This window comes from Phenylobacterium sp. (assembly GCF_035569475.1).
GTDB lineage: Bacteria > Pseudomonadota > Alphaproteobacteria > Caulobacterales > Caulobacteraceae > Phenylobacterium.
Window position 1 is genome coordinate 1 of the sequence record NZ_DATMNA010000090.1, and the last position, 24,499, is coordinate 24,499.

25 protein-coding genes and 1 pseudogene are annotated in these 24,499 nt (G+C 69.9%); 14 read left to right on the forward strand and 12 right to left on the reverse strand.

The genetic code is table 11. From position 1 onward, the window contains the following. The 3 genes from VNW53_RS13860 to VNW53_RS13870 all read right to left on the reverse strand — a co-directional run. Positions 1 to 696 (reverse strand): VOC family protein (locus VNW53_RS13860; protein ID WP_325556292.1); only part of this gene is annotated, 696 nt, incomplete at its 3' end. A gap of 10 nt (positions 697 to 706) precedes the next feature. After that, on the reverse strand, positions 707 to 2,116 hold the full coding sequence (leuC, locus tag VNW53_RS13865) for a 3-isopropylmalate dehydratase large subunit (protein ID WP_325556315.1): 1,410 nt from the start codon (positions 2,114 to 2,116) through the stop codon (positions 707 to 709). Between the two features lie 123 nt (positions 2,117 to 2,239). Further along, the gene (locus VNW53_RS13870; protein ID WP_325556293.1) at positions 2,240 to 3,235 is read right to left on the reverse strand and encodes an NAD-dependent epimerase/dehydratase family protein; all 996 of its coding nucleotides are present in this window, start codon (positions 3,233 to 3,235) and stop codon (positions 2,240 to 2,242) included. Positions 3,236 to 3,325: 90 nt separating this feature from the next. Between VNW53_RS13870 and VNW53_RS13875 the strand changes: the two genes are divergently transcribed. The 4 genes from VNW53_RS13875 to VNW53_RS13890 are packed head-to-tail and all read left to right on the forward strand — an operon-like array spanning position 3,326 to position 5,596. Further along, positions 3,326 to 4,225, forward strand: a complete 900-nt coding sequence (locus tag VNW53_RS13875) for a LysR family transcriptional regulator (protein ID WP_325556294.1) — start codon at positions 3,326 to 3,328, stop codon at positions 4,223 to 4,225. Next, a complete protein-coding gene (locus VNW53_RS13880) occupies positions 4,222 to 4,614 on the forward strand; it encodes a GFA family protein (protein WP_325556295.1) in 393 nt (130 codons plus the stop codon). The genes VNW53_RS13875 and VNW53_RS13880 overlap by 4 nt, the downstream gene beginning before the upstream one ends. A gap of 2 nt (positions 4,615 to 4,616) precedes the next feature. Next, complete coding sequence (locus tag VNW53_RS13885) at positions 4,617 to 4,940, forward strand: hypothetical protein (protein ID WP_325556296.1); 324 nt, start codon at positions 4,617 to 4,619, stop codon at positions 4,938 to 4,940. Further along, positions 4,937 to 5,596: a hypothetical protein gene (locus VNW53_RS13890; protein WP_325556297.1), complete on the forward strand. Its 660-nt coding sequence runs from the start codon at positions 4,937 to 4,939 to the stop codon at positions 5,594 to 5,596. Before VNW53_RS13885 ends, VNW53_RS13890 begins: the two co-directional genes overlap by 4 nt. 85 nt (positions 5,597 to 5,681) lie before the next feature. Here VNW53_RS13890 and rplS read toward each other — a convergent pair whose 3' ends face one another. After that, positions 5,682 to 6,080 carry a 50S ribosomal protein L19 gene (rplS, locus tag VNW53_RS13895; RefSeq protein WP_325556316.1) on the reverse strand — a complete coding sequence of 133 codons (399 nt, stop codon included), beginning with the start codon at positions 6,078 to 6,080 and terminating at the stop codon, positions 5,682 to 5,684. Positions 6,081 to 6,083: 3 nt separating this feature from the next. Beyond that, positions 6,084 to 6,810, reverse strand: a pseudogene (trmD, locus tag VNW53_RS13900) (tRNA (guanosine(37)-N1)-methyltransferase TrmD); the annotation flags it as partial. A gap of 62 nt (positions 6,811 to 6,872) precedes the next feature. On the opposite strand from trmD, the gene VNW53_RS13905 reads away from it, so the two are divergent. Both VNW53_RS13905 and VNW53_RS13910 read left to right on the forward strand, forming a co-directional pair. Continuing rightward, positions 6,873 to 8,024 carry a retroviral-like aspartic protease family protein gene (locus VNW53_RS13905; RefSeq protein ID WP_325556298.1) on the forward strand — a complete coding sequence of 384 codons (1,152 nt, stop codon included), beginning with the start codon at positions 6,873 to 6,875 and terminating at the stop codon, positions 8,022 to 8,024. A 44-nt stretch (positions 8,025 to 8,068) separates the two neighbouring features. Beyond that, entirely contained in the window at positions 8,069 to 8,932 is an 864-nt protein-coding gene (locus VNW53_RS13910) for an acyl-CoA thioesterase II (RefSeq protein WP_325556299.1), read from the forward strand. Positions 8,933 to 9,051: 119 nt separating this feature from the next. Here the strand turns inward: VNW53_RS13910 and rimM are convergent, their stop codons facing one another. The 3 genes from rimM to ffh form a co-directional block, all read right to left on the reverse strand. Next, positions 9,052 to 9,555 carry a ribosome maturation factor RimM gene (gene rimM, locus VNW53_RS13915; RefSeq protein ID WP_325556300.1) on the reverse strand — a complete coding sequence of 168 codons (504 nt, stop codon included), beginning with the start codon at positions 9,553 to 9,555 and terminating at the stop codon, positions 9,052 to 9,054. Positions 9,556 to 9,734: 179 nt separating this feature from the next. Then, positions 9,735 to 10,295 carry a 30S ribosomal protein S16 gene (gene rpsP, locus VNW53_RS13920; protein WP_325556301.1) on the reverse strand — a complete coding sequence of 187 codons (561 nt, stop codon included), beginning with the start codon at positions 10,293 to 10,295 and terminating at the stop codon, positions 9,735 to 9,737. Between the two features lie 16 nt (positions 10,296 to 10,311). Continuing rightward, positions 10,312 to 11,826: a signal recognition particle protein gene (gene ffh / locus VNW53_RS13925; RefSeq protein WP_325556302.1), complete on the reverse strand. Its 1,515-nt coding sequence runs from the start codon at positions 11,824 to 11,826 to the stop codon at positions 10,312 to 10,314. Between the two features lie 846 nt (positions 11,827 to 12,672). Between ffh and VNW53_RS13930 the strand changes: the two genes are divergently transcribed. Continuing rightward, entirely contained in the window at positions 12,673 to 13,260 is a 588-nt protein-coding gene (locus VNW53_RS13930) for a methylated-DNA--[protein]-cysteine S-methyltransferase (RefSeq protein ID WP_325556303.1), read from the forward strand. 205 nt (positions 13,261 to 13,465) lie between these two features. On the opposite strand, the gene VNW53_RS13935 is transcribed toward VNW53_RS13930, so the two are convergent. Both VNW53_RS13935 and VNW53_RS13940 read right to left on the reverse strand, forming a co-directional pair. Then, positions 13,466 to 14,584, reverse strand: a complete 1,119-nt coding sequence (locus VNW53_RS13935) for an FAD-binding oxidoreductase (protein WP_325556304.1) — start codon at positions 14,582 to 14,584, stop codon at positions 13,466 to 13,468. Positions 14,585 to 14,773: 189 nt separating this feature from the next. Continuing rightward, positions 14,774 to 15,016 (reverse strand): hypothetical protein, encoded by a 243-nt coding sequence (locus VNW53_RS13940; protein WP_325556305.1) that lies wholly within the window; start codon positions 15,014 to 15,016, stop codon positions 14,774 to 14,776. Positions 15,017 to 15,262: 246 nt separating this feature from the next. On the opposite strand from VNW53_RS13940, the gene VNW53_RS13945 reads away from it, so the two are divergent. The 5 genes from VNW53_RS13945 to VNW53_RS13965 all read left to right on the forward strand — a co-directional run bounded on the left by VNW53_RS13945 (position 15,263) and on the right by VNW53_RS13965 (position 20,075). Beyond that, the gene (locus tag VNW53_RS13945) at positions 15,263 to 16,114 is read left to right on the forward strand and encodes an aspartate/glutamate racemase family protein (RefSeq protein ID WP_325556306.1); all 852 of its coding nucleotides are present in this window, start codon (positions 15,263 to 15,265) and stop codon (positions 16,112 to 16,114) included. Positions 16,115 to 16,212: 98 nt separating this feature from the next. After that, positions 16,213 to 16,776, forward strand: a complete 564-nt coding sequence (ahpC, locus tag VNW53_RS13950; protein WP_325556307.1) for an alkyl hydroperoxide reductase subunit C — start codon at positions 16,213 to 16,215, stop codon at positions 16,774 to 16,776. Between the two features lie 88 nt (positions 16,777 to 16,864). Beyond that, positions 16,865 to 18,448 (forward strand): alkyl hydroperoxide reductase subunit F, encoded by a 1,584-nt coding sequence (ahpF, locus tag VNW53_RS13955; protein ID WP_325556308.1) that lies wholly within the window; start codon positions 16,865 to 16,867, stop codon positions 18,446 to 18,448. 76 nt (positions 18,449 to 18,524) lie between these two features. Next, a complete protein-coding gene (locus tag VNW53_RS13960) occupies positions 18,525 to 19,418 on the forward strand; it encodes a hydrogen peroxide-inducible genes activator (RefSeq protein ID WP_325556309.1) in 894 nt (297 codons plus the stop codon). An 87-nt stretch (positions 19,419 to 19,505) separates the two neighbouring features. Beyond that, on the forward strand, positions 19,506 to 20,075 hold the full coding sequence (locus VNW53_RS13965) for a PadR family transcriptional regulator (protein WP_325556310.1): 570 nt from the start codon (positions 19,506 to 19,508) through the stop codon (positions 20,073 to 20,075). Here the strand turns inward: VNW53_RS13965 and VNW53_RS13970 are convergent. Continuing rightward, positions 20,072 to 20,485: a DoxX family protein gene (locus VNW53_RS13970; protein WP_325556311.1), complete on the reverse strand. Its 414-nt coding sequence runs from the start codon at positions 20,483 to 20,485 to the stop codon at positions 20,072 to 20,074. The two genes, VNW53_RS13965 and VNW53_RS13970, sit on opposite strands and share 4 nt — an antisense overlap. A 121-nt stretch (positions 20,486 to 20,606) precedes the next feature. Next, on the reverse strand, positions 20,607 to 22,712 hold the full coding sequence (locus tag VNW53_RS13975) for a prolyl oligopeptidase family serine peptidase (RefSeq protein WP_325556312.1): 2,106 nt from the start codon (positions 22,710 to 22,712) through the stop codon (positions 20,607 to 20,609). A gap of 82 nt (positions 22,713 to 22,794) precedes the next feature. Between VNW53_RS13975 and dapF the strand changes: the two genes are divergently transcribed. After that, positions 22,795 to 23,625 (forward strand): diaminopimelate epimerase, encoded by an 831-nt coding sequence (dapF, locus tag VNW53_RS13980; protein WP_325556313.1) that lies wholly within the window; start codon positions 22,795 to 22,797, stop codon positions 23,623 to 23,625. Continuing rightward, positions 23,622 to 24,499, forward strand: an 878-nt coding sequence (locus VNW53_RS13985) for a MiaB/RimO family radical SAM methylthiotransferase (protein WP_325556314.1), incomplete at its 3' end; no start/stop codon positions are given. The genes dapF and VNW53_RS13985, both read left to right, overlap by 4 nt.

Consider the following 24,499-nt stretch of genomic DNA (forward strand, 5'->3'; position numbering starts at 1 on the left):
GTCGAAGCCGGCGGCGGCGATCCGGGCCTGGGCGGCGTCGGGGTCGGCGACACGCCAGGCGAGGCCGCCGAAGCGGTCGGGGGCATCCAGGCTCTCGGGGGTGACCGGCGCCTTCAGACTGGCGCCGACCTCGAAGACCGCGCCGCCGCAGCGGAAGAACAGTTGCCGCGCGCTCCACTGTTCATTGGTGCGGTCCAGTCGCAGGTCCAGGCCGAACCTCGCGCCGTAGAGGCCGAGCGCGCGGTCGGGGTTGGGGGTGTGGATGACGATGTGGTCGAGGGCTGTGACCGCGGCCGATTCGTCGCCGGTGGCCGCCGATGAGGCGACGCCGTGTGCAGTCGCCAGAACGAAGGAGAGGCCGGCCGCCTGCACCCGTGCGAGCGCACCGGCCGGCTCGACCTCAAGGCCGCGACGGCCCATCAGTCGCGAAGCCGCGGCCACGTCTTCGACGGCGAAGGCCGCCAGCCAGATCCCCTCGCCGGCCGCCTCGATACGGGCCCGGATTCGATCCCCGGCGGCGCCCTCGCCGTTGGGCGCGATCACCTCCAGCGCCATGTTGGGAAACCGGAACCACGCCCGGTTCGCCCCGTCCCTGGGCGCGAAGTCGGGCTCGCGCCCCAGCAGGCGGCGATAGCCGTCCACCGCGGCGTCGAAGTCGCGGACCGCGATGGCGACGTGGTCCAGGCCGATGATCACGAGAGGGCGCTCACAGATAGTCCCTGACATCGGCGATGTGGCCGGCGATGGCGGCGGCGGCGGCCATCACCGGGCTCATCAGGTGGGTGCGCCCGGCGCGGCCTTGCCGGCCCTCGAAGTTGCGGTTGGAGGTTGACGCGCAGCGCTGGCCGGGCGGGACTTTGTCCGGATTCATGGCCAGGCACATGGAACAGCCCGGCTCGCGCCACTCGAAGCCGGCCGACAGGAAGACCTCGTCGAGGCCCTCGTCCTCGGCCTGGGCGCGGACCAGGCCCGAGCCCGGGACGACCATGGCGCGCACGTGACCGGCGACCTTGCGGCCCTCCACGATCTTGGCGGCGGCGCGCAGGTCCTCGATGCGGCTGTTGGTGCAGGAGCCGATGAACACCACGTCGACCCTGGCGTCACGGATCGGCTGGCCGGCCTCCAGCCCCATGTATTCCAGCGCGCGCACGGCGGAGGCGCGCTTGTCGGGGCTGGCGAAGTCCTCCGGCGCCGGCACCCTGTCGGTCACCGCGATCACGTCCTCGGGGCTGGTGCCCCAGGTGACCAGGGGCGCGATCTTCGCGGCGTCGAGGGTGATCTCCCGGTCGAACCGGGCGTCGGGATCGGTGGAGAACCCCTTCCAGTAATTCAGCGCCATCTCCCAGGCGCCGCCCTTGGGCGCGGCGGACCGGCCCTTGAGGTAGTCGAAGGTCGTCTCGTCGGGGGCCACCAGGCCCGCCCGGGCGCCGGCCTCGATAGTCAGGTTGCAGAGCGTCATGCGTCCTTCCATCGAGAGCGCCCGCACCGCGGAGCCCGCGTATTCGATGACGTAGCCCGTGCCGCCGGCGGTGCCGATCTCGCCGATCACCGCGAGGGCGAAGTCCTTGGCGCCGACGCCGGGGATCGGCTCGCCCTCGATGTTGACCCGGAAGTTCTTCGCCTTGGCCTGGCGCAGGGTCTGGGTGGCCAGCACGTGCTCGACCTCCGAGGTGCCGATGCCGTGGGCCAGCGCCCCGAAGGCGCCGTGGGTCGAGGTGTGGCTGTCGCCGCAGACGATGGTCATGCCGGGCTGGGTGCGCCCCTGCTCCGGGCCGACCACATGGACGATGCCGTTCCGGACATCGCCCATCGGGAAGAATTCGATGCCGTAGTCCTTGACGTTGCGCTCCAGGGTCTGGAGCTGCAGGCGCGCCTCCTCGTCGGCGACGGCGGCCACGCCGAGCGCCTGGCCCTCGGTGGGCACGTTGTGGTCGGCCACCGCGAGGGTGCGGTCCGGGCGGCGCACCGGGCGCTTGGCGAGCCGGAGGCCGGCGAAGGCCTGCGGCGTGGTCACCTCGTGGATCAGGTGCAGGTCGATGTAGAGGATCGCCTCGCCGTCCTGTTGCGTGACGACGTGGGCGTCCCAGATCTTGTCGTAGAGGGTCTTGGCGGGCATGGGGCGCATGTAGGTCCGCACCCCCGCGCACGTCTAGTGCTGCGGCGCCGCATTCTGCGGGCGACCGGCGCAATTTCTTGCCTCTCCCTCCGCCGTCGCCGCCGCGATGGGGGAGGCAGGGCGTCAGGCCGCCAGGGCCTGCGGCCGCTGCGGCAGGGCGCCCAGGCCTTCGAGCGCCGCGCGCAGGGCGTCGACGATCGGGGTGTGCGGCTCGGCGCCCAGTCGGGCGACCAGCTTGGCGTTGTCCAGCAGGACCGGCGTCTCCCAGAGGTATCGCATCTCCAGCATCTCGCGCATCGTCTCGTTGAACGGCGCGACGGCGCGGACCGCCAGCCAGGGCAGCCGGCTCACCGGCAGCTTGCGGCCGGCGACGGTTTCCAGGGCGGCCACGAGTTCGTCGCCGGTCAGGGCCTGGCCACGCATGTGGAAGACCTCGAAGTCCGCGAGACCGGCGCCGTCCTCGGCCAGCCGCACCATGGTCTCCGCCACGTCGGGCAGATAGGCCCAGCCGTGCGCGATCGACGGCGGCCCGGGATAGGTCACCGCGGCGATCGGCTTGCCGGGTTTGATCAGGCCCTGGGACAGCCAGTTGTTGCCGGGCTTCGGGCCGAAGAAGTCGCCGCAGCGGACGATCAGCACCTTCAGGCCGTCCTCCCTCGACGCTCGCGCCAGGGCCGCCTCCATCTGCACCCGGATCGCGCCCTTGCGGGTGCGGGGATGCTGTGGCGAGGCCTCGGTCAGGTCGGGGAAGGCGTCGGGGCCGTAGTTATAGACCGTGCCCGGAAAGACCAGCCGCGCGCCCACAGACCTGGCCGCGGCGATGCTGGCGTTCAGCATGGGGGCCTGCAACCCGGCCCAGTTCCTGTAGGCGGGCGGATTGGCGCCATGGACCACCAGGCTGGCGCCTTCCGCCGCGGCGACCACGTCGGCCTCGACCATGGCGTCGCCTTTCACCCACTGAAGGCCGAGGCGGCCGCGGGTGCGCTCTGCCGTCTGTGGGTCGCGGTTGAGGGCGCTCACGCGCCAGCCCGCGGTCAGCAGCCGCTCGGCGACCGCCCCGCCGACGCCGCCGGTCGCGCCGATCACCAGGGCCAGCTTTGCTTCGTTCCTGAGGGTCATCTCATATCTCCGCGTTCCTTGAACGAGAGATGCGCCATCCCTACCTCCAACAGAATTGCCGAATCCTCTGGATCAGCTATTCATTCGCGCATGCCTGGGCCGAACGACTGGGACCTGTTCCAAAGCCTGCACGCGGTGCTGGAGTCCGGCACCCTGTCGGCGGCGGCGCGGCTTCGGGGCCTGACCCAGCCGACCTTGGGCCGCCATATCGAGACCCTCGAACAGCGCCTGGGCTCGCCGCTCTTCCTGCGCAGCCCGCGCGGCCTGCAGCCCACGGACCTGGCGCTGGAGCTCAAGCCCCACCTGCACGACATGTCGGCCGCGGCGTCCGCAGCCGTGCGCGACGCCTCGGGCGCGGCCAACTCGCTCTCCGGCTCGATCCGCATCACCGCCAGCGAGATTGTCGGCGCCGAGGTGCTGCCGCCCATGCTCACCAGCTTCCGCGAGCAGCACCCCGGGGTGGTGATCGAGCTGATGCTGTCCAACATCAACGACGACCTGTCGCGCCGCGAGGCCGACATCGCCGTGCGGATGACCCCGCCCAGCCAGAGCACCCTGGTGGCCAAGAAGGTGGGTGACGTGTCGCTGGGCTTCTACGCCACCGCCGACTACCTGGAACGCCACGGCGCGCCGGAGATCCTCGAGGACTTCGAGAACCACGCCATGATCGGCTTCGACAGCCCGGCGCGCGGCATCCGCGACCTGCCGGGGATCAACATGCCGGTCAGCCGCGAGATCTTCACCTTCCGGTCGGACAGCGACCTGGCCCAACTGGCCGCCACCCGCTCGGGCTTCGGCATCGGGGTCTGCCAGGACGGGCTGGCCCGCCGGCTCGGCCTGGTCCGCGTCCTGCCCGACTTCACCATCTTCGTCCTGCCGGTCTATGTGGTGATGCACGAGAACCTGCGCGGCAGCCGGCGCATGCGGCTGATGTTCGACCACCTGGTCGAGGGCACGACCGCCTATGTGCGGGAGAGCCGGGAGGCGTGACGGCGCCCTACGAGGGCGGCTGCCTGTGCGGCCAGGTGCGCTGGCGGGCGTCGGCCGAGCCGATCAACCTGCGCTTCTGCCATTGCCGGAACTGCCAGCGGGCGACGGGCGGGCCCTATTTCGCCCGCGCCCTGTTCCATGACGCCGATGTGGAACGCTCAGGCGAGACGACCCGCTGGGCCTCGTCCCATCGGCTGCATCGGCTGTCCTGCGCCCGCTGCGGGACGCCGGTCTTCGCCGAGCCGCAGGACGGCCCCTGGATCGCGGTGTCGGTGACGACCCTGGACGATCCGACGGCGCTCACCCCCCGATCGCACATCTGGGTCAGCAAGAAACTCGACTGGGTACGGATCGACGACGGCCTGCCGCAATATCCGCAAGGGAATTGAGAGTGCCGCTTCTTGCGCCGCTTAGGCAGTTGCCGTTACCAAACGTTCTTCGCGACAGTGAGCTGTTCCGATTGCGCCCCGACGGGATTACCAAGGGTGAGATGTTCGCCCGGCACATTCAGTCGGACCCGCAGTATTTCGGCGGAAAGATATCGGATGAGTATGGCGGCGGTGGCTGGAACGGTGCGCATGCAGGTCTGCAGAAGCTCAGTCCGGCTCTTCGAATGTGGTACGGCGCATCACTTCCACTGAAAGTGACGGTCGGTGGTGGCGTGCTGGGAGGCGCGGTTGCGAGCAGCTATCTGGACGACTGGAGCAGACCGTGAGGATCAGGCCTTGGGCGGTGTTCTTGCGGTCGGCCCCTTTGGGCGATGGTCCTGACGACCCGCGGTGGATCGTCGAAAGCCGCGAGGCTGGGCAGATTATCCAGGGCATCTTCGCCAAGCTTGGCGCGTCGGTATCGGTCACAGACGCTCAGGACGATCGATGGACCTTCGAACTGATCTACAAAGATCACCACTACCTTTGCCGATTTATGGCGCTTTATCCGCTGTTCGTACTTCGACTGTACGAACTCAAGGGCGGAACGCCCTTTTCAAGGCGACCAGCTATCTATGCGGCGCTCGTCGAGCGATTTGCGCAAGAGTTGGCAAACAACCCCCGGTTCTGCGAAGCGCTCTGGTATCCTGCTCAAGAGGGTGGGCCACCGGTTGTCACGGATGGGTCAGGGACGTCATCGCCGCTGGCGCCTAGCGCGGATTTGATCTGGCGAATCCAGTGTGTGCTGTTTCTCGCCGCCTGCGGCGGCCTCATCGCTTCCGTCCTTAGGCTCTTTTCCGGCGATTTTGGAATCGCACTATCGACCCTGATCGGGAGCGCGATCTTTTTTTGTCTCGCCCACAATGTCGTTGAGACAGCATGGCGGAGCCTCGTGTCGAAGACCTCGGCCCCAAAGGGGGAAAAGGGCGTGCTGCCACGCTAGTCGGGGCGTTTCGCGGCCACTCAAAGCGAAAACGGCGGCCGCATCGCTGCGGCCGCCGCCTGAATTCGCTGGGTCGTCGTAGCGCTTAGGCTTCCGAGGTTTCCGGGGCCTCTTCCGTGGCGCGCGCCATGGAGCGCTCGGCGATGCGGGCCGACTTCCCGCGGCGGTCGCGCAGGTAATAGAGCTTGGCGCGGCGCACCACGCCACGGCGCTTGACCTCGATGGACTCGATCATCGGGCTCATCACCGGGAACAGCCGCTCGACGCCTTCGCCGAAGCTGATCTTGCGCACGGTGAAGCTCTCGTTGATGCCCTGGCCGCCGCGGGCGATGCAGACGCCCTCATAGGCCTGGACGCGCTCGCGCTCGCCTTCCTTGATCTTCACGTTCACGCGCACGGTGTCGCCGGGCTGGAACTCGGGGATCTTGCGGGTTGCGAGGAGGCGGTCGGCCTCTTCCTTCTCGAGGGTCTCGATCACGTTCATGGTCTTGGTCCTTCCGGGCTTAATCGCCCTTTGCCTGTTGATTGGCGGATCGCTGCGCCCACAAGTCCGGCCGCCGCTCCCGCGTGGTCTGCTCCCGCTGCGCCTGGCGCCACTTGCGAACCTCGCCGTGGTTCCCGCCCAGCAGGACCTCGGGGATATCGCGCCCTTCGAACGTCCGCGGCCTCGTATACTGCGGATGCTCGAGGAGCCCGTCCTCGAAGCTTTCTTCACTCAAACTCTGCGCCTGGCCCAACACACCCGGGACCAGCCGCACGCACGCCTCGATCGCCACCAGCGCGGCGGCCTCGCCACCGGCCAGGACCGCATCGCCCACGGCGATCTCCTCGAACCCGCGCGCCTCTATGACCCGCTGATCCACCCCCTCGAACCGACCGCACAGGACGATCAGTCCCGGGCCGTCGGCCCACTTGCGCACCCGCGCCTGGGTCAGGGGCCGACCTCGGGCGCTCATGTACAAAAGCGGACGTTCGCGACGCTCCACGCTGTCCAGCGCAGAGGCGATCACGTCCGCCCGCATCACCTGTCCAGGGCCGCCACCCGCGGGGGTGTCGTCGAGGAAGCCGCGCTTATCTGTGGAAAAGGCCCGAATGTCCACTGTTTCCAATGACCACAGGCCGGCCTCGCGCCAGGCTGTGCCGATCAGCGAGACGCCCAGCGGGCCCGGAAAAGCCTCTGGGAACATGGTCAGGACGGTGGCGTCGAAGGACATGGCCCGCGGTTAAGGCCCCGCGGGGCGTGCGCCCGTCAAGGCCGGCGTGTAGCCTCAAGGCCATGCTGCGGCGTCGACTCCTCGCGCTTTTCGCCGGCCTGGGCCTTCTCCCGGCCGGGCGGGCGGCCTGGGCCGGGCCGGCGGCGCGCCTGGACTTCCTGTTCGTCCACGACCGCCAGATCCTGTTGCCGATCGCCGTCGACGGCCGCCCGGCGGAGGCCTGGCTGGACTCCGGCGCCGGGGCCACTGTGCTGGACGCGGCCTTCGCCAGGACGCTGGGCGTCGCGCTCGGCGGCGGGATCGAGGCGCATGGCGTGGCCGGCGGCGTGGCCGGCGTGCGCGAGGCCAGGGTGAACCTGGAGGCGGGCGGCCTGACCATGACGGACCGCCGCGTGGTGGTGATGGACCTCAGCGCCGTGGCCCGGGTCGTCCAGCGGCCGGTGCAGGTGCTGCTGGGCCGCGACGTCTTCGACCAGGCGGTGGTCGACATCGACTTCCAGGACCGCCGGATCAGCCTTATCCCCCGCACCGAGTTCATCCCGCCGGGCGACGCGCCCCTGTCGCTGCGCCCCTCGGCCGACCTGCGCAGCCTGTTCATCGTGGTGGCGGGGGCGCCGACCGAGGCGATCCTCGACCTGGGCAACGCCGGGGGGCTGCTGCTCGACCGCGACTTCGCCGAGGTGAACCATCTGCTGGCCGGCCGCAGGCTCTCGACCGAGCTCGCCGTCGGCGCCGACGGGCCGCGCGAGAGCGTCCAGGCCAGCCTCGACCGTGTGCGGCTGGGCGGCCTCGCCTTCGATGGCGTCCCCACGGTGGTGACCCCGGGCCTGACCAGCCGCGTCCCGGCCAACGTCGGCCTGCAGCTCCTCAGCCGGTTCCGCCTGACCATCGACTTCGGCGGCGACCGCATCTGGATGACGCCCTATCCGGACGCGACGTCCCGGCCGTTCCGCAAGAACCGCACGGGCCTGTCCCTGACGCCGCAGGGGCCGGGCGCCGCCCTGGTCGTCGACCACGTCGCCGCCGGCAGCCCGGCCGCGCTGGGCGGGTGGAAGGTGGGCGAGCTGATCACCGCCCTCGACGGGGCGCCGATCCCGCCCGACTATGCGGCGGGCGAGGCCTGCATGTGGATCTATGGCGCGCCGGGGCGGACGGTGATCCTCACCCTGGCCGGCGGGGCGCGCCGCAGCCTGACGCTGGCCGACTACTTCTGAGCGCGACCTTGCCCGCGCCCGGCGCGCGGCGTAAGCGGCGCCTCATGAAAACCGAGAACCTGGCCGAGACGCTCAAGCTCGAGCGCATCGAAGTGAACCTCTTCCGCGGGACCACCGCGGACAATTCGCCCGGCCGCATCTTCGGCGGCCAGGTGATCGGCCAGTCGCTGCTGGCGGCCTATGAGACGGTGGAAGACCGCATCTGCCACTCGCTGCACTGCTATTTCATCCGCCCGGGCGACCCGACCGTGCCGATCGTCTTCGAAGTGGACCGCAGCCGCGACGGCGGCAGCTTCACCACCCGGCGGGTGATCGCCATCCAGCACGGCCAGCAGATCTTCAACCTCGCCGCCTCGTTCATGGCCCACGAGGAGGGCTACGAGCACCAGGCGCCGATGCCCGCCGCCACGCCCTGGGCCGACCTGCCCGACGAGGCGGAGATGCAGAAGGCGGCGATGAAGGACGCGCCGGAGGAGGCCAAGCGCTGGCTGTCGCGCCCGCGGCCTATCGAGATGCGCTCGGTGGATGCGCGCAGCTACTTCCAGGGCGGCGAGGCCAAGGACCCGGAGAGCCAGAGCTGGATGCGCGCCCGCGAACCGATCGGCGCCGACCAGCACATGCACCAGGTGATCCTGGCCTACGCCTCGGACATGAACCTGCTCTCGACCGCGATGCGGCCGCACAAGGTCCACTGGCAGACGCCGGGGTTCCAGTCGGCCAGCCTCGACCACGCCATGTGGTTCCACCGGCCGATCAACTTCAACGACTGGCACCTCTACGCCCAGGATTCGCCCAGCGCGTCGGGCGGCCGGGGCTTCATCCGCGGCTCGATCTTCGCCTCGGACGGGACCCTGGTGGCCTCGGTGGCCCAGGAGGGCCTGATGCGGATGAGGAAGGCGAAGGCGTAGGCGTCAAAGTTCCTCCCCTTTCGGGGGAGGTGGCGCGAAGCGCCGGAGGGGGCTTCCGCTCAAACCTAGGAGGACCCCCTCAGTCAGCTTCGCTGACAGCTCCCCCGAAGGGGAGCAACCTACTCCACCTCGTCGGCGCGGACCGCGACGAGAAACCCGTCCGCCATGCGCACCTCGGGCACGGCCTCGCGGGTGAAGGGCAGCCACCAGCTTTCGCCGGCGGCGCGGGCGACTTCCAGGAGGTCGCCGGCGCCGAAGTCGCGCACCGACCGGACCCGGCCCAGCACGTCGCCCTCGAGGCTGCGGACCTCCATCCCGACCAGGTCGGCGACGTAGAACTCGTCCTCGTCGGGTTCGGGCAGGACGGCGCGGGGGATGTAGAGGTTGAGGCCGCGCAGCGCCTCGGCCTCCTCGCGCGTCGCCACTTCCCGGGCGCGCGCCACCACGCCGCCCTTGGCGACGCGGCCGCCCGACAGCGTGAGTCCGGGCGAGCCGTCCTCACGCAGCAGCGTCCGGTAGTCCACCAGCGCCAGCGGCTCGGCCGTGAAGCTGGCGATGCGCACCTCGCCCTTGACGCCAAAGGCGCCGGCCACCCGGCCGACGAGGATGAGGTCTGCGCTCATCGCGCCCTTCTCCCCTTGTGGGAGAAGGTGTCGGGCGAAGGCCCGACGGATGAGGGGTCGCGCGTCGTCATCCGCTGCGAAGTCCTATCGGCTGTTCGGAGAGGCCAGCGAGACCCCTCATCCGGCCCGCCTGCGCGGGCCACCTTCTCCCACAAGGGGAGAAGGGACCTGGCGTTAGCTCAGCCTTCGGTCGGTTCGGCCGGGGCTTCAGCGGCCGGAGCCACTTCAGCAGCCGGAGCTTCTTCAGCGGGCGCGGCTTCAGCGGCCGGGGCTTCCGGTGCGGCTTCGGCGACCGGAGCGTCTTCCGCGGGCGCGGCCTCGGCGGCGGGGGCTTCTTCCACGACCGGCTCCGGCTCGGGGGCGGGCGGCGGATTGTTCTTGGCTTCTTCCAGGGCGGCGGCGTGGGCGGCCTCGCGCTGGGCCTTTTCCTCGGCGCGTTCCTTGGCCTTGGTCCCCGGCTGGCCCTTGTTCGGGTTGTTGCCGGCTTCCCACTTGGCCAGGCCCTGCTTGGAGAGCTCGCGGGCCACGCGGTCGGTGGGCTGGGCGCCCTTGCCCATCCACTCGGCGATGCGCTCGACGTTCAGGACGACGCGGTTCGGGTCGTCCTTCTTCAGCAGCGGGTTGTAGGAGCCCACCTTCTCGATGAAGCGGCCGTCGCGGGGCGAGTGGCTGTCGGCGACGACGATCGAATAGTAGGGGCGCTTCTTGGCGCCGCCACGGGCGAGACGGATCTTCAGCATTGTTCGTGGTCCCTGGTTATTTCTTGAATGGGTTGAAGCCCGGCGGCAGGCCGCCGCCCAGGCCGGGGAGTTTGAAGCCGCCTTCGCCTTGCAGCTTGGCCGCCATCTCTTCGATCTCTTTTTCCGAGGGCATGGCCATCTTGCCGCCGCCCATGGCCTTGAGGCGGTCCATGCCGCCGCCCGCGCCGCCGCCCAGCATCTGGGCCATCTGGGCGAAGCCCTTGCCGCCGCCTTTGCTCATCATCTTGAAGGCGTCGGCCATCTGGCGGTGCTGTTTTAAGAGCCGGTTGACCTCGGCCACGTCGACGCCGGCGCCGGCCGCGATCCGACGCTTTCGCGACGCCGCAAGAATGTCCGGCTTCTTGCGCTCCAGCTTGGTCATGGAGGAGATGATCGCGCCCTGGCGGTCGATCATCCGGTCGTTGATGTTGGCCTCGGCGATCTGCTTCTTGATCTTCTGGACGCCGGGCAGCATGCCCATCAGGCCTTCCATGCCGCCCATGCGCTTCATCTGCTGAAGCTGCTCGGCCATCATGTCGAGGTCGAACTGGCCCTTGGCGAGCCGCTTGGCCATGGCCTCGGCCTTGGCGACGTCGAGCTCCTGGCTGGCCTTCTCGACCAGGGCCACCACGTCGCCCTGGCCCAGGATCCGGCCGGCCACGCGGGCGGCGTCGAACACCTCCAGGCCGTCGATCTTCTCGGAGACGCCGAGGAACTTGATCGGCAGGCCGGTGACCGCGCGCATGGACAGCGCCGCGCCGCCGCGCCCGTCGCCGTCGGCGCGGGTCAGCACCAGGCCGGTGAGCGGCAGGCGTTCGTGGAAGGCCTTGGCGGTGCGCACCGCGTCCTGGCCGGTCAGCGCGTCGGCGACCAGCAGGGTCTCCGAGGGATTGGCGATCTTCGCGATCTCGGCCGCCTCGCTCATCATCGCCTCGTCGAGCGTGGTGCGCCCGGCGGTGTCGAGGATGACGACGTCGAAGCCCTGCAGCTTGGCCGACTGCAGCGCGCGCCGCGCGATGTCCGGCGCGGCCTGGCCGGCGACGATCGGCAGGCTGTCGACGCCCGCCAGGGTGGCCAGGGTCGCGAGCTGCTCCATGGCGGCCGGACGGCGGGTGTCCAGCGAAGCCAGCAGGACGCGCTTGCGGTCCTTGGCCAGTTTCAGCGCCAGCTTGCCGGCGGTGGTGGTCTTGCCCGAACCCTGCAGGCCGGCCATCATGATCACGGTCGGCGGGTTCAGCGACAGGTTGAGGCCTTGCGCCTCTTCCTCGCCGCCCAGCATCTCCACTAGGCCGTCGTAGGTGATCTTCACCACCTGGTCGGCGGGCCGCACCGAGCGGATCACCGCCTCGCCGGTGGCGGCTTCCTTGGCCTTGGCGATGAAGTCGCGGACGACGGGCAGGGCCACGTCGGCCTCGAGCAGGGCCACGCGCACCTCGCGCAGGGCCTCGTCCACGTCCTTCTCCGACAGCACGCCCTTGCCGCTCAGGCGGTCAAAGACGCTGGAGAGCCGATCTGTCAGTGCGTCAAACAAGCATCGCTCCTAAAGCCCAAACGCAGTCGACCCCCGTGCACGATTGCGTGGACGGGGGGCCTCGCCGCCCTCGTCCCAGATAAGGCCTGGGTGTCGTGGCGGTAGAGGGCGCTGACCGAGGTTGGCGCCGGAAGGGCGCGCTTATGCGCCTAAGAGGGGCGGTGGGTCAAGGAAGGGGGTGCCGACTGAAGAGACGTCGCATGAGGCGGAATACAAAGACGCAGATCGTGATGAAGCCAATCGCGGCGCAAGTCACCCAGGCAACGACCCAGAACGTCCATCCCGAAGGGAGCGGCTGCGGTTGGCTGGCTCCTGTGCTGGAGTTCGGCGGGAGGTCCAGCTTGATGGTGATGTGCGAGATGGGCAGGGCCACCAGCGCTGCCACGACCACTAGAACGCCCAAAATGATCCACTTGGTTCTTGCACGCATCGTCAGATGCCACCCCGCCCTTAGACCTCATGGTCAGATGCGAGCCTGCCGGTCCAGGCGTGTCAAGGCCGCGCTCTTCGGCGCGCCGCGCCGCGGGCGGCCTTAAGGCCGCGCCTTGAGACGCCTGGACCGGCAGGCAGAATGGCCGCCATGGGATTTAAGCCGGAGTTCGCCGGGCATGCTCCTCTCCCAGGCGCGCAGCGCTGTGGGAGAGGCTGGGTGAGGGCGGCTGGGCGGCGCATGTTCCCTAGCATTGGCCCGAGGGCCCTCGGTTCAACGCCGTGGATGCCCCGGAGCCAGCGCCGCCCTCTCCCAGCCTCTCCCTTCGCTTCGCGAGGGAGAGGGGCGCGTCGCGGTGTGCGATTGATGTCCGAAAGCCGCCAGCGGGGTTCGGCGAACGGGCCTATATTCCCCCCATGATCAGCTACACCCTCTTCGAAACGCCCATCGGCCACGCGGGCCTGGCCTGGGGCGAGCGCGGCCTTGTCGGGGTCTACCTGCCCGAGGCCGACCGGGAGAACGCGCGCCGCAGCTTCCTGCGCCGCTACCCCGACGCCGTCGAAGCGCCGCCGACGCCGATGGCCGAAGCCGCCATCGCCGGGATCCGCGAGCTGCTGGCCGGCGAACCCAACGCCCTGCTCGACGTGCCGATCGAGATCGAGCGCGTCCCGGAGTTCAACGCCCGCGTCTACGAGATCGCCCGCGCCATCCCGCCGGGCGAGACCCTGACCTACGGCGAGATCGCGGTGATGCTGGGCGACAAGCTCTTGGCCCGCGACGTGGGCGCGGCCCTGGGCAAGAACCCCTGGCCGATCGTGGTGCCCTGCCACCGGGTGACCGCTGCGGGCGGCAAGCTGGGCGGCTTCTCGGCGCGCGGCGGGGTGAACACCAAGGTCAAGCTCCTGGCCATCGAGGGCGCCAGGGTGCTGGAGCCGGCGCCGCCCAAGCCCGCGCGCGGCAAGGCCGTGGCCGCCGGGGCGCCGCAACCCTCGCTGTTCGACTGAACCGGGCGGCGGAGTCCGGACTCACTACCGCTCATCCCCGCGAAAGCGGGGACCTAGGTTTTTTCCGTGTTTGTAGAAGCACGAACGGGCATGGACGATCCGCACTCAGCAACAAAAACGCCTGGGTCCCCGCTTTCGCGGGGATGAGCGGTGATTTGGTGGCTCCCGGGACATCGAATTCGCGAACGCGAACCTGAGTCTGACCCTAGCCCTTCATCCGCCCGTAGAGCTCGGCGAGCGTCGCCACCGCCTTCTCGGCCTCGGCCCGGTCGATCACCTCGTGGTCGTCGCCATAGCCGAACATGTCGCCGCCCCACAGCGCCTGGACGACGATGCCGTCGCGGCGGGAGAGCATGCTGACGCTCTTGTAGATCACTCCGTAGTTCACCTCCGGCTGCGGGATCAGCCAGGCGATCTGGCCGCGCACCGGGGTGATGCTCTCGTCGCGGCAGAGCGCGCGGGCGCCGTAGCCCGGACAGTTGATCACAACCTTCTCCTTCAGGCCCGCGAGGTCGCCCAGGGCGTGGAACTCGCGGCGTTCCAGGCGGCCGCCCATGGCCAGGAAGTCGGCCATCAGGGTGTGGCCGTAGTCTGCGACGTTGAACTGCATCGACGAGGCGCGGAGCACCCGGGCGGTCGGGAAGGGCGTCGCGCCGGGGGGCACGGGCTCGGCGTGGCCCGTGAGGTCGCGGATCCGCTCGCCGTAGGACGCGAAGTCGAGGCCGCCGCGCGGCCCGGGCTCGATGAAGCTCGTTCCCGGGTCCGAGCAGTAGTAGCGGTCTGTCCACTCCACCGGGCTGTCCGCCAGGCCGAGGTAGCGGCGGAAGCGCTTGAAGGAGGTGCGGGCCATCTCCTCCCAGAGGACCGGGAACTGCGGCCCCGCCTTGTCGGTGAGCGCGATGCGGCTGTCCGGCGTCCAGCTTCCCGTGGCGCGCGCCGAGCGGGCGTCGGGCAACAGGTCCTTGGCGTAGATGGTCACCTTGGCGCCCGCCTCCAGCGCCAGGATGGCGGAGGAAAGCCCGATCGCCCCGCAGCCGACCACGGCGATCTCCTTCGGGCTGTTGGCCATGGCCTTGCGCACCGCGACGGTCCCAGACCCCCAGGACAGCGACCAGCCCGAACCGCCGTGGCCGTAGTTGTGCACCACGAGCGTGTCGCCCACCTGCTCGGTGTCGAGACGCGGCCCCTGGGCGCGGAACGGGCGCAGGCAGACGGTGATGTCGAACAGCCGGTTCATGCTCGCGTGCACCGGCAGGATCGGCGGCCGGCGCTCGGCGAAGGGGACGCCGTTCGGCGCGGCGGCCGCAGGGGCGGCCGGCGCCATCGTGGCGCAGCCTCCGAGGCCAAGGAGCCCTGCGCCGGCTGAGCCCAGCAACAGGCGCCGACGATCCAGCATGTCCAGCGCGCCCACCGTCCGCTCCCCCAGCCGTTGCCTGGCGAAAGCCTAGCCTTGGGGTGGGCGGAGCGGAAGCGTGTCTCTAGCCGAGGGGCGCGGCGGAGCGCCCGGCGCGGCTCACTTGAGCTGGTCGAGGTGGCCCTTGATCAGGGTGGCGACCAGTTCGGCGACCGGTCCGCCCTGCGCTTCCTGCACGGCGGCTTCGACGCCGAGCGCGTCCATCATGGCGCGGTGGGCCTTGGGCGAGATGGCGATAACGGCGCGGGTGGTGGCGCGCGACAGGGCGAGCGCGGTCTGGACGTCGACTTCCAAGGCGACGTTCGGCGTCGCCTCGAGGTTCATGGCGGGGAGGGCGGGCATGGTCTGTTCAGGTCCGGAGAGAAGGGCGGCGCGGAGGGGCGGCGGCGGGCGACGAGCGCCGACGCCGGGGGTCCGGCCGTTAAGCATGGCGGTTCGGGCGGCATATGGGTCGGGCCCAAATGGGTGTCAACTTTGAAACAGAAAACGTGATCGGACGATCGGCCGGCTGAGAAGGGTTGAGCTTCAAGCGCTTAGGCGCGTCGGACGGGACTTCCACTTCGCCCTGACGCGCTCTAACACCGGTCCATGGCCATCGGCGTATTCGATTCCGGCGTGGGGGGCTTGAGCGTCCACCATCGGCTGGTGGAACGCTTCGCCGAGGCCGACTTCGTCTATCTGGCCGACCAGGCCAACACGCCCTATGGCGGCCGGCCCGGCGAGGAGATCGTCGACCTGACGCGCGCCGGCTGCGAGCGGCTGTTCGCGCTGGGCTGCAGCCTGGTGGTCCTGGCCTGCAACACCGCCTCGGGCATCGCGCTGCGGCGCCTGCAGCAGACCTGGCTGCCGGGCTACCGGCGCGACCTGGGCCGGCCGGTCAATGTGCTGGGGATCATCGTGCCGACCATCGAGGCCGCCACCGGGCTTCCCTGGGAGCACGAGGCCGAGCGGCGCGGCGAGAAGGTCGAAAAGCTCGACATCCTGGCGGTGTTCTCGACCCCGGCCACCGCCAACAGCCGCGTCTACGAGATCGAGATCGACAAGCGCCGGCAGGACGTGGCCGTCTTCTCCCAGCCCTGCCCGGAGCTGGCCGGCCTGATCGAGCAGGGCGCGCCGCGCGTGGCGCTCGCCGCCGCGGTCGAGGGGCACGTGAAGGCGATCGCCACGCGCATCGGCCGCCCGCCGGACCGGGCGATCCTGGGCTGCACCCACTACGAGATCGTCGGCGACCTGTTCCGCGCGGCCCTGCCGCCGGGCACGCCGCTGATCCACCAGCCGCAGGCCACCGCCGATGCCTTGGCGCTCTACCTCGAGCGGCATCCCGAATTCGCGCCGGGGACCGGCGGCGTCCGCCGGTTCCTGACCACCGGGCGGCCGGGCGCCCAGTCCGGCCTGGTGGAGGCCTTCTGGGGCGCGCCGCTCCGTTTCGAGGGCGCCTAGCTCCATAGGCGGCGTCGATACAAACGGATAATTTAATCGATTGGCGCTATCGACCTGGGCGCGGCATCTAGCGGCTCCGAATTCAACAGGAGCCATCCATGTCCTTGATCAATACCACCATCAAACCCTTCAGCGCCCAGGCGTTCAAGGGCGGCAAGTTCATCTCCGTCAGCGACGCCGACCTGAAGGGCAAGTGGTCGGTCGTGTTCTTCTACCCGGCGGATTTCACCTTCGTCTGCCCGACGGAGCTGGAGGACCTCGCCGACAGCTATTCGCAATTCCAGAGCCTGGGCGTCGAGATCTACTCGGTCTCCACGGACACCCATTTCGCGCACAAGGCCTGGCACGACACCTCCGAGGCGGTCGGCAAGATCCAGTACACGATGGTCGGCGACCCGACCGGCGTGATCAGCCGCAACTTCGAGGTGATGATCGAGGCGGACGGCCTGGCCGACCGCGGCACCTTCGTCATCGACCCGGACGGCAAGATCCAGATCGTCGAAATCACCGCCGGCGGCATCGGCCGCGACGCGAGCGAACTGCTGCGCAAGATCAAGGCCGCGCAGTATGTCGCCGCGCACCCGGGCGAGGTCTGCCCCGCCAAGTGGGAAGAAGGCGAAGCCACCCTGAAGCCGTCGCTGCAGCTCGTCGGCAAGATCTAACCGACCGGGCGCCGTCTCAGGTTTTCGAACCGGGACGGCGCCGCTCCCGGACTCCCCTCCGGCCCCCGCCTTCTTGAGGAACACCGCGATGTTGGACGCCACCCTGAAGGGCCAGTTGAAGGCCTATCTCGAAAACCTGCGCCAGCCGATCGAGCTGGTCGCCTCGCTGGACGAGGGCCCGAAGTCCCGCGAGATGCTGGAACTGCTCGAGGACGTGATTTCGGTGTCCGACAAGGTCAGCCTGGCCCGCCGCGACGACGACACCCGCACGCCCTCCTTCGCCGTCACGCGCGCGGCCGGCGACGCCGAGGTGCGGTTCGCGGGCCTGCCCCTCGGCCACGAGTTCACCTCGCTGGTGCTGGCCCTGCTGCACGTGGGCGGCCATCCCCCGAGGATCGAGGCCGACGCCATCGAGCGGATCCGCGCCCTGGACGGCGACTACCGGTTCGAGACCTACTTCTCGCAGACCTGCCAGAACTGCCCCGACGTGGTGCAGGCGTTGAACACCATGAGCGCGCTCAATCCGCGAATCTCCCACGTCGCCGTCGACGGCGCCCTTTTCCAGGCCGAGGTCGAAGCGCGCCAGGTGATGGCCGTGCCGGCGGTGTTCCTGAACGGCCAGCCCTTCGCCCAGGGCCGCATGACGCTGGACGAGATCCTCGCCAAGCTCGACGCCGGCGCCGGGGCGCGGGCCGCCGAGAAGATCAAGGCCAAGGACGCCTTCGACGTCCTGGTGGTCGGCGGCGGCCCGGCCGGGGCGGCGGCGGCGATCTACGCCGCACGCAAGGGCATCCGCACCGGCCTGGCGGCGGAGCGCTTCGGCGGCCAGGTGCTCGACACCATGGCGATCGAGAACTTCATCTCCATCTCCCACACCGAGGGGCCGGAATTGGCCGCGGGCCTGGAGCGGCACGTCAAGGATTACGAAGTCGACGTGATGAACCTCCAGCGGGCGGTGAAGCTCGTCCCGGCGTCGCGGCCGGGCGGCCTGATCGAGGTCGAGTTGGAGAACGGCGCGAGCCTCAAGTCCCGCACCGTCGTGCTGGCCCCGGGCGCGCGGTGGCGGCAGATGAACGTCCCCGGCGAGGATCGCTACCGCAACAGGGGCGTGGCCTATTGCCCGCACTGCGACGGGCCGCTCTACAAGGGCAAGCGGGTGGCGGTGATCGGCGGCGGCAACTCCGGCGTCGAGGCGGCCATCGACCTCGCCGGCATCGTGGCCCACGTCACCCTGATCGAGTTCGACAGCGAGCTTCGCGCCGACGCCGTGCTCCAGCGCAGGCTGGGAAGCCTGCCCAATGTCCGGGTGGTCACCTCGGCGCTCACCACCGAGGTGCGCGGCGACGGCGCCAAGGTCACCGGCCTGCACTACAAGGACCGCAACAGCGGCGCCGAGCACGACGTCGACCTGGAAGGCGTGTTCGTCCAGATCGGCCTGGTCCCCAACACCGAATGGCTGAAGGATGCGGTGGGCCTCACGCCGCGCGGCGAGATCGAGGTGGACTACCGCGGCCTGACCTCGGTTCCCGGGGTCTTCGCCGCCGGCGACGCCACGACGACGCCCTACAAGCAGATCGTCATCGCCATGGGCGAAGGCTCGAAGGCGGCCCTGTCGGCCTTCGACCACCTGATCCGCCAGGAGCCGGTCGCCCCGGCCCTGGCGGCGGCCTGACCCCAAGCTTCGACCGCGCCATTTGGCGCGGTCGATTGTTTCTTGGATTTCGAAAGAGCGGGCCTATGTTCAGGCCATGCTCCCGACCCTTCGCCAACTGCAGTACCTGAAGCTTCTCGCCGAACAGGGCAGCTTCGGCCGCGCCGCCGAGGCGGCCCATGTCACCCAGCCGACGCTGTCGTCCGGCATTCAGGAGCTGGAGCGGACGCTGGGCGCGGCGGTGGTCGACCGCGCACGCTCGGGCGTGATCCTCACCGCGGTGGGCGAGGAGGCGCTGCGACGGGCGACGGTGATCCTCAACGAGGCCGAGGAGCTGGTGGAGTCGGCCAAGAACGCCGGCCAGCCGCTCAACGGCCGCTTCCGCCTGGGCGTGATCCCGACGGTCGCGCCGTTCCTGCTGCCGCGCGCCCTGCCCCTGTTGCGGGCGCGGTTCCCCAAGTTGCGCCTGTTCCTGCGGGAGGACCTGACCCAGCGGCTGATCGCGGCGCTGAAGGCCGGCCAGCTCGACGCCGCCCTGATCGCCCTGCCCTTCGACATGCACGGGCTCAACTGGGCGCACGTCTCCGACGACGAGCTGCTGGCCGCCATGCCGGCCGGCCATCCCCTGGCCCGGCTGAAGTCGGCGGACCCCGACGACCTGGAACGCGAGGACATCATCCTCCTGGAAGACGGCCACTGCCTGCGCGACCACGCCATGGCCGCCTGCGGGCTGAAGCCGCCCAAGGTGGCGTCCGGCGAGGAAGCCTTCGCCGCCACCTCCCTGCCGACGCTGGTGCAGATGGTCTCCTCCGGCCTCGGCGTGACCTTCCTGCCGGCCATGGCGATCGACGCCGGCCTCACCGATCCGGCCAGCATCGCCGTGCGCCCCATCGCGCCGGGCCACGCCAGCCGCGAGATCGTCGTCGCCTGGCGCGCCGGCTCCAACCGCGCCGCCGAGGGCCGCCTGCTCGCCGAGGTGCTTCGAGAATAGATCTATTCCGACATATCTAAATGCAGTTGCAATTCCGATGCGGTTTAGATATATCGATAGCGCCCCTGAAAAGGAGGGGGCTTCGATATGCACAGACACCATCACTTTTTCGGCGGCCGGGACGAACACCGCGGCCGCCATCCCTGGGGCGGCCACATGGGCGGTCCCGGACACCACGGGCGCCACCGCGGCGGCCGGGTCGGCCGGTTCCTGGAGCACGGCGACCTGCGCTTCGTGGTCCTGGCCCTGATCGCCGAGCAGCCGCGCCACGGCTACGAACTGATCAAGGAACTGGAAGACCGTACAGGCGGCGCCTACCGGCCGAGCCCCGGCGTGATCTATCCGACGCTCTCGCTGCTGGAAGACGAGGGCTTCATCCGCCCAGTCGACAGCGAGGCTGGCCGCAAGCTCTATGAGGCCACCGACGAGGGCCGCGCGGCCCTGGCGGAAAACCAGGCCGGCGTCGACGCTGTCTTCGGGCGCATGGCTCAGGCCGCCGAAGGGGCCGACTCTACCCGGCCCCGGATCGCGCGCGCCATGGCCAACCTGCACACCGCCCTGATGCAGCGTCTCGCCAGGCGTCCGATCGCCCAGGACGAGATCGACCGGGTCATCGCCCTGATCGACCAAGCCGCCTCGGCAATCGAGAAGGTCTAACGGCCTAAGGTCCGTCGCCCCGCGCGATCGAGCGCCAGGGGTCCCGATCCGCCAAGCACGAGGGCGGCGAGCCCGGCGAGATACAGGAGATCGGTCTCGTAGCCCGGCTGGCCGAAATGCGCGCCGGTCGCGGTGACGGACTGCAGCTTGATGGAGCTGAAGCCGTTGGGAAGATGCACGGTGAAGATGGCGACCAGCAGCACGGCCGCCATCGGCACGCTCGCCAAGGGAACGGCCGCGCCAAGCAGCACAGCCAATCCTCCGGCAAGCTCCACGATGATCGTCAGCCAGGCCATGAACTCCGGCGCGGGAACGCCGATCGCGCCAAGCATGGCCACGAAGTGCTCAGGCCCGTGCATCAGCTTGGAGACGCCGTGCTCCATGAAGCCGTAGCCGACGATCAGGCGCATCGGAATCGCCCACCAACCCGGAGGCGCGGGAACGGCGAAGGCAAGGTCTGCGAGGCGGCGAATGGGGAGCGTCATGCTCCGCAATTCGCGCGGTTGAGCGGACTGGTTACGTCTCCGGACGTCAGTCCATCAGCTTCTGGGACAGGTACACATAGTGCCGGGCCCAGCGGGTGGCGTTGAGTTGCGGATCGGCGTCGTTGGCGTGCCCGCCGAAGGTCTGCTCGTAGTAGAGGTAGGGCAGGCCCATGGCTTCCATCTTGGCGGCGAACTTGCGCGGATGTCCCGGGTGCACCCGGTCGTCCCGCGTGTTGGTGGTGATGTAGGGTTCCGGGTACTTCACGCCGGGCATGAGGTTCTGATAGCCCGAATATCTGGCGATGAAGGCGCGGTCGGCGGGGACGTCCGGGTCGCCGTACTCCGCCACCCAGGACGCGCCGGCCGACAGGTGGTTGTAGCGCAGCATGTCGATCAGCGGGCTCTCGATGACGATGGCGTTGAACAGCTCCGGATGCTGGGTCATCGACACGGTCGTCAGGATGCCGCCGTTCGAGCGGGCGTAGATGCCCAGGCGCCGCGGCGAGGTGATCTTGCGCGCCTCCAGGTCGCGGGCCACCGAGGCGAAGTCGTCGAAGGCCAGTTGCCGCTTCTCGCGCAGCACCGCCTCGTGCCAGGCCGGGCCGAACTCGCCGCCGCCGCGGATATTGGCGATGACGTAGGCGCCGCCGCGCTCCAGCCACAGCTTGCCCATCTGGGGGATGTAGGCCGGCGGCTCGGAAAGCTCGAAGCCGCCGTAGCCGAACATCTGGGTCGGGGTCGAGCCGTCGAGCTTCATCCCCTTCGGGCGGACGACGAAGTAGGGAATCCTGGTCCCGTCGGTGGAGACCGCCCAGTGCTGGTCGACCACGTCCTTCGAGGCGTCGAACTGCGGCGGGAGCTGCTTGACCTTGGCGGCCACGGCGCTGTCGGCGTCGGCGAGCCACAGGGAGGTGGGATCGAGGAAGCCCTCGGCGGTGAAGAACATCTGGTTGTCGTCGTCGGACGCGCTGACCAGGTTGATGTTGGCGTTGGCTGGCAGCTTCACCCGCTTGGCCAGCCAGACGCCCGCCTTGTGGTCGTAGACGTCGACCGCGCCCTTCACGTCCTCCAGCAGGACGATGGCCAGCCGGTCCTTCGACGAGGACACGCGGTCGACCGCGTCGTGCGGGCCGGGATGGAAGACCAGTTGGGCCTTGGCGGTCGCGGCGTCGCGCTTCAGGTCGGCGAGGTCGTAGCTGACCACGTCGCCGGCGGCGAAGGTCTTCCAGGCCTGCTTGATCGTGAACACCGCCTGGCCGTCGACATAGGTGTCGAACTCCACCTTCCTCGGCAGGGGGATCGGCGTCAGGCCCTTGTCCCCCAGCAGCGAGAACTCGCGCTCGTAGAAGGTCAGGCCGTGGTTGATCAGTACGGCGTCGGCGCCGTGCTCGCCCTCCAGCACCACCGGGCCGGCCTGCACGTCGGTCTTGGCCCCGCGGAACACCTCGCGCGGTTCGGCGCCGCGTTTGACGATCTTCACGACGTAGGCGTAGCCGGACTTGGTCACCTCGTCGGGCGTCCAGGGCCGCGCGACGATCAGGGTGTCGCGGTCGATCCAGCGGATGTTCTGCTTGGCGTTGGCGAAGACGAAGCCGCCGTCCACGAACCTGCCGGTCGCGGTGTCGAACTCGCGGTCCTCCACCGCGTCGCTGCCGCCGTTGGAGAGGTGGACGAGGCATAGCGTCTGGGCGGGCCGCAGGCAGTCGGCGCCCTTCCAGATCCAGTTCTTGCCCTCGGCCTTCGACAGGGCGTCGAGGTCCAGCAGGGTCTGCCACTGCGGGCTGGCGGCCCTGTAGGAGGCCAGGCTCGTGTGGCGCCAGACCCCGTGAATGTGCGTGGCGTCCTGCCAGAAGTTGTCCACCCCGCCGGCCCGGAAGCGCGGCGTCGGGATGCGGTCCTGGGCGGTGAAGATCTTCAGCGCCTGCTGGCGGAAGGTCTCGTAGCGCGGGTCGCCCTCCAGGCGCCTGGCCGACTTGGCGTTCTGGCCCTCGACCCAGGCCATGGACCGCGGGGCCTCGATGTCCTCCAGCCACTGGAAGGGATCGTCCGCCGTGGCGGCCGCGGGGGCCGGGGGCGACGTCTGGGCTTGGACGGGGAGGGCCAGCGGAGCGGCGGACGCGAGGGCGGCGAGCGCCGCGAGCAGGGCTTTCATGCCCGCTTTTCTAGCTGCGCCGGAACGGCCCTGTCTCGCCTCTCGTGCGTTGGGGGCCGTCTTCGCCTATATGTCCGCCCCCATGAGCCGTCCGTTCCTGAAGATGAACGGGCTCGGCAACGACTTCGTCGTGGTCGAGGCCCGCAGTACGCCGTTCCAGCCGACGGCCGAGCAGGTGCGCGCCATCGCCGACCGGACGAGCGGCGTCGGCTGCGACCAGCTCATCGTGCTCGAGCCGCCGGCGCCCGGCGACGGCGTCGACGCCCGCGTGCGCTTCTGGAACTCCGACGGCGAGGAGGTCGCCGCCTGCGGCAACGGCACGCGCTGCGTGGGCTGGCTCCTGATGCAGGCCTCCGGCCAGGACCAGGCCGTCATCGAGACCAAGGCCGGCAAGCTCTACGCCCAACGCGCCGGCGAGCGGCTGGTCAGCGTCGACATGGGCAAGCCGGGCCTCGACTGGCGCGACATCCCGCTGGCCCGCGAGCAGGACACCCGCGCCCTGGACGTGACGCTCTACCCCGACCCCGTCCTGGCGACCGCGCCGGGCTGTGTCTCCATGGGCAATCCGCACGTGGTGTTCTTCGTGGCCGACATCGACTCCGCGCCGGTGAAGGCGGCCGGCCCGATGGTCGAGCATCACCCGCTGTTCCCGGAAGCCGTGAACGTCGGCTTCGCCCAGGTCCTCGACCGCGGCCGCATCCGGCTGACGGTCTGGGAGCGGGGCGCGGGCCTCACCCAGGCCTGCGGCACCGGCGCCTGCGCGGCCCTGGTCGCCGCGGCGCGCCGTGACCTGACGGACCGCACGGCCGTGCTCGTGCTGGACGGCGGCGAACTGCTGATCGAGTGGCGCGACGACGACCACGTGATCATGACCGGCCCGGCCGCCGTCGACTTCGCGGGCGAACTGCCATGAGCGAAAACGTGGACGTCGTGACCTTCGGCTGCCGGCTGAACGCCTACGAGAGCGAGATCATCCGCAAGCAGGCGGCGGCCGACGGCCTCAGCGACGCCATCGTCTTCAACACCTGCGCGGTGACCGGAGAGGCGGTGCGCCAGGCCCGCCAGGCGATCCGCAAGGCCCGCCGCGAGCGGCCGGGCGCGAGGCTGATCGTCACCGGCTGCGCGGCCCAGATCGATCCCGCCGCCTTCGCCGCCATGCCCGAGGTGGACCTCGTCCTGGGCAATGCCGAGAAGTCCGCGGCCGGCGCCTACCTGCCGCAGCCGGAACTCGGCCGCGTGCGGGTCAACGACATCATGAGCGTGCGCGAGACCGCCGGCCATTTGATCCCCCTTGAAGGCATAGGGGGGCTGAAGGACCGTGCGCGGGCCTATGTGGAGGTTCAGAACGGCTGCGACCACCGCTGCACCTTCTGCATCATCCCCTACGGCCGCGGGAACTCGCGCTCGGCGGCGGCGGGCGAGGTGGTGGCGCAGGTGAAGCGCCTGGCCGCCCAGGGCTACCGCGAGGTGGTGCTGACCGGCGTCGACGTGACCAGTTGGGGCGCCGACCTGCCCGGCGCGCCGACGCTCGGCCAACTGGTGGCGCGGATCCTGAAGCTGATCCCCGAACTGCCGCGCCTGCGGCTGTCGTCCATCGACGCCGCCGAGATCGATCCGGACCTGATGGCGTGCCTCGCGACCGAGCCCAGGCTGATGCCCTATCTGCACCTGTCGCTGCAGGCCGGCGACGACATGATCCTCAAGCGGATGAAGCGCCGCCACAGCCGGGCCGACGCGCTGAAGCTGGTGGCCGCCGTGCGGGCCGTCCGGCCGGACACCGCCTTCGG

Coding starts and splice junctions, on each gene's coding strand:
- rimM (WP_325556300.1), bottom strand. CDS start 9,555: ATGAGCGCAGACCTCATCCTCGTCGGCCGGGTGGCCGGCGCCTTTGGC.
- VNW53_RS13875 (WP_325556294.1), top strand. CDS start 3,326: ATGCCTGGGCCGAACGACTGGGACCTGTTCCAAAGCCTGCACGCGGTG.
- VNW53_RS13935 (WP_325556304.1), bottom strand. CDS start 14,584: ATGGCGCCGGCCGCCCCTGCGGCCGCCGCGCCGAACGGCGTCCCCTTC.
- VNW53_RS13975 (WP_325556312.1), bottom strand. CDS start 22,712: ATGAAAGCCCTGCTCGCGGCGCTCGCCGCCCTCGCGTCCGCCGCTCCG.
- VNW53_RS13910 (WP_325556299.1), top strand. CDS start 8,069: ATGAAAACCGAGAACCTGGCCGAGACGCTCAAGCTCGAGCGCATCGAA.
- ahpC (WP_325556307.1), top strand. CDS start 16,213: ATGTCCTTGATCAATACCACCATCAAACCCTTCAGCGCCCAGGCGTTC.
- VNW53_RS13905 (WP_325556298.1), top strand. CDS start 6,873: ATGCTGCGGCGTCGACTCCTCGCGCTTTTCGCCGGCCTGGGCCTTCTC.
- VNW53_RS13945 (WP_325556306.1), top strand. CDS start 15,263: ATGGCCATCGGCGTATTCGATTCCGGCGTGGGGGGCTTGAGCGTCCAC.
- VNW53_RS13940 (WP_325556305.1), bottom strand. CDS start 15,016: ATGCCCGCCCTCCCCGCCATGAACCTCGAGGCGACGCCGAACGTCGCC.
- VNW53_RS13930 (WP_325556303.1), top strand. CDS start 12,673: ATGATCAGCTACACCCTCTTCGAAACGCCCATCGGCCACGCGGGCCTG.
- leuC (WP_325556315.1), bottom strand. CDS start 2,116: ATGCCCGCCAAGACCCTCTACGACAAGATCTGGGACGCCCACGTCGTC.
- rplS (WP_325556316.1), bottom strand. CDS start 6,080: ATGAACGTGATCGAGACCCTCGAGAAGGAAGAGGCCGACCGCCTCCTC.
- ahpF (WP_325556308.1), top strand. CDS start 16,865: ATGTTGGACGCCACCCTGAAGGGCCAGTTGAAGGCCTATCTCGAAAAC.
- VNW53_RS13870 (WP_325556293.1), bottom strand. CDS start 3,235: ATGACCCTCAGGAACGAAGCAAAGCTGGCCCTGGTGATCGGCGCGACC.
- dapF (WP_325556313.1), top strand. CDS start 22,795: ATGAGCCGTCCGTTCCTGAAGATGAACGGGCTCGGCAACGACTTCGTC.
- VNW53_RS13965 (WP_325556310.1), top strand. CDS start 19,506: ATGCACAGACACCATCACTTTTTCGGCGGCCGGGACGAACACCGCGGC.
- rpsP (WP_325556301.1), bottom strand. CDS start 10,295: ATGCTGAAGATCCGTCTCGCCCGTGGCGGCGCCAAGAAGCGCCCCTAC.
- VNW53_RS13970 (WP_325556311.1), bottom strand. CDS start 20,485: ATGCGCCTGATCGTCGGCTACGGCTTCATGGAGCACGGCGTCTCCAAG.
- VNW53_RS13960 (WP_325556309.1), top strand. CDS start 18,525: ATGCTCCCGACCCTTCGCCAACTGCAGTACCTGAAGCTTCTCGCCGAA.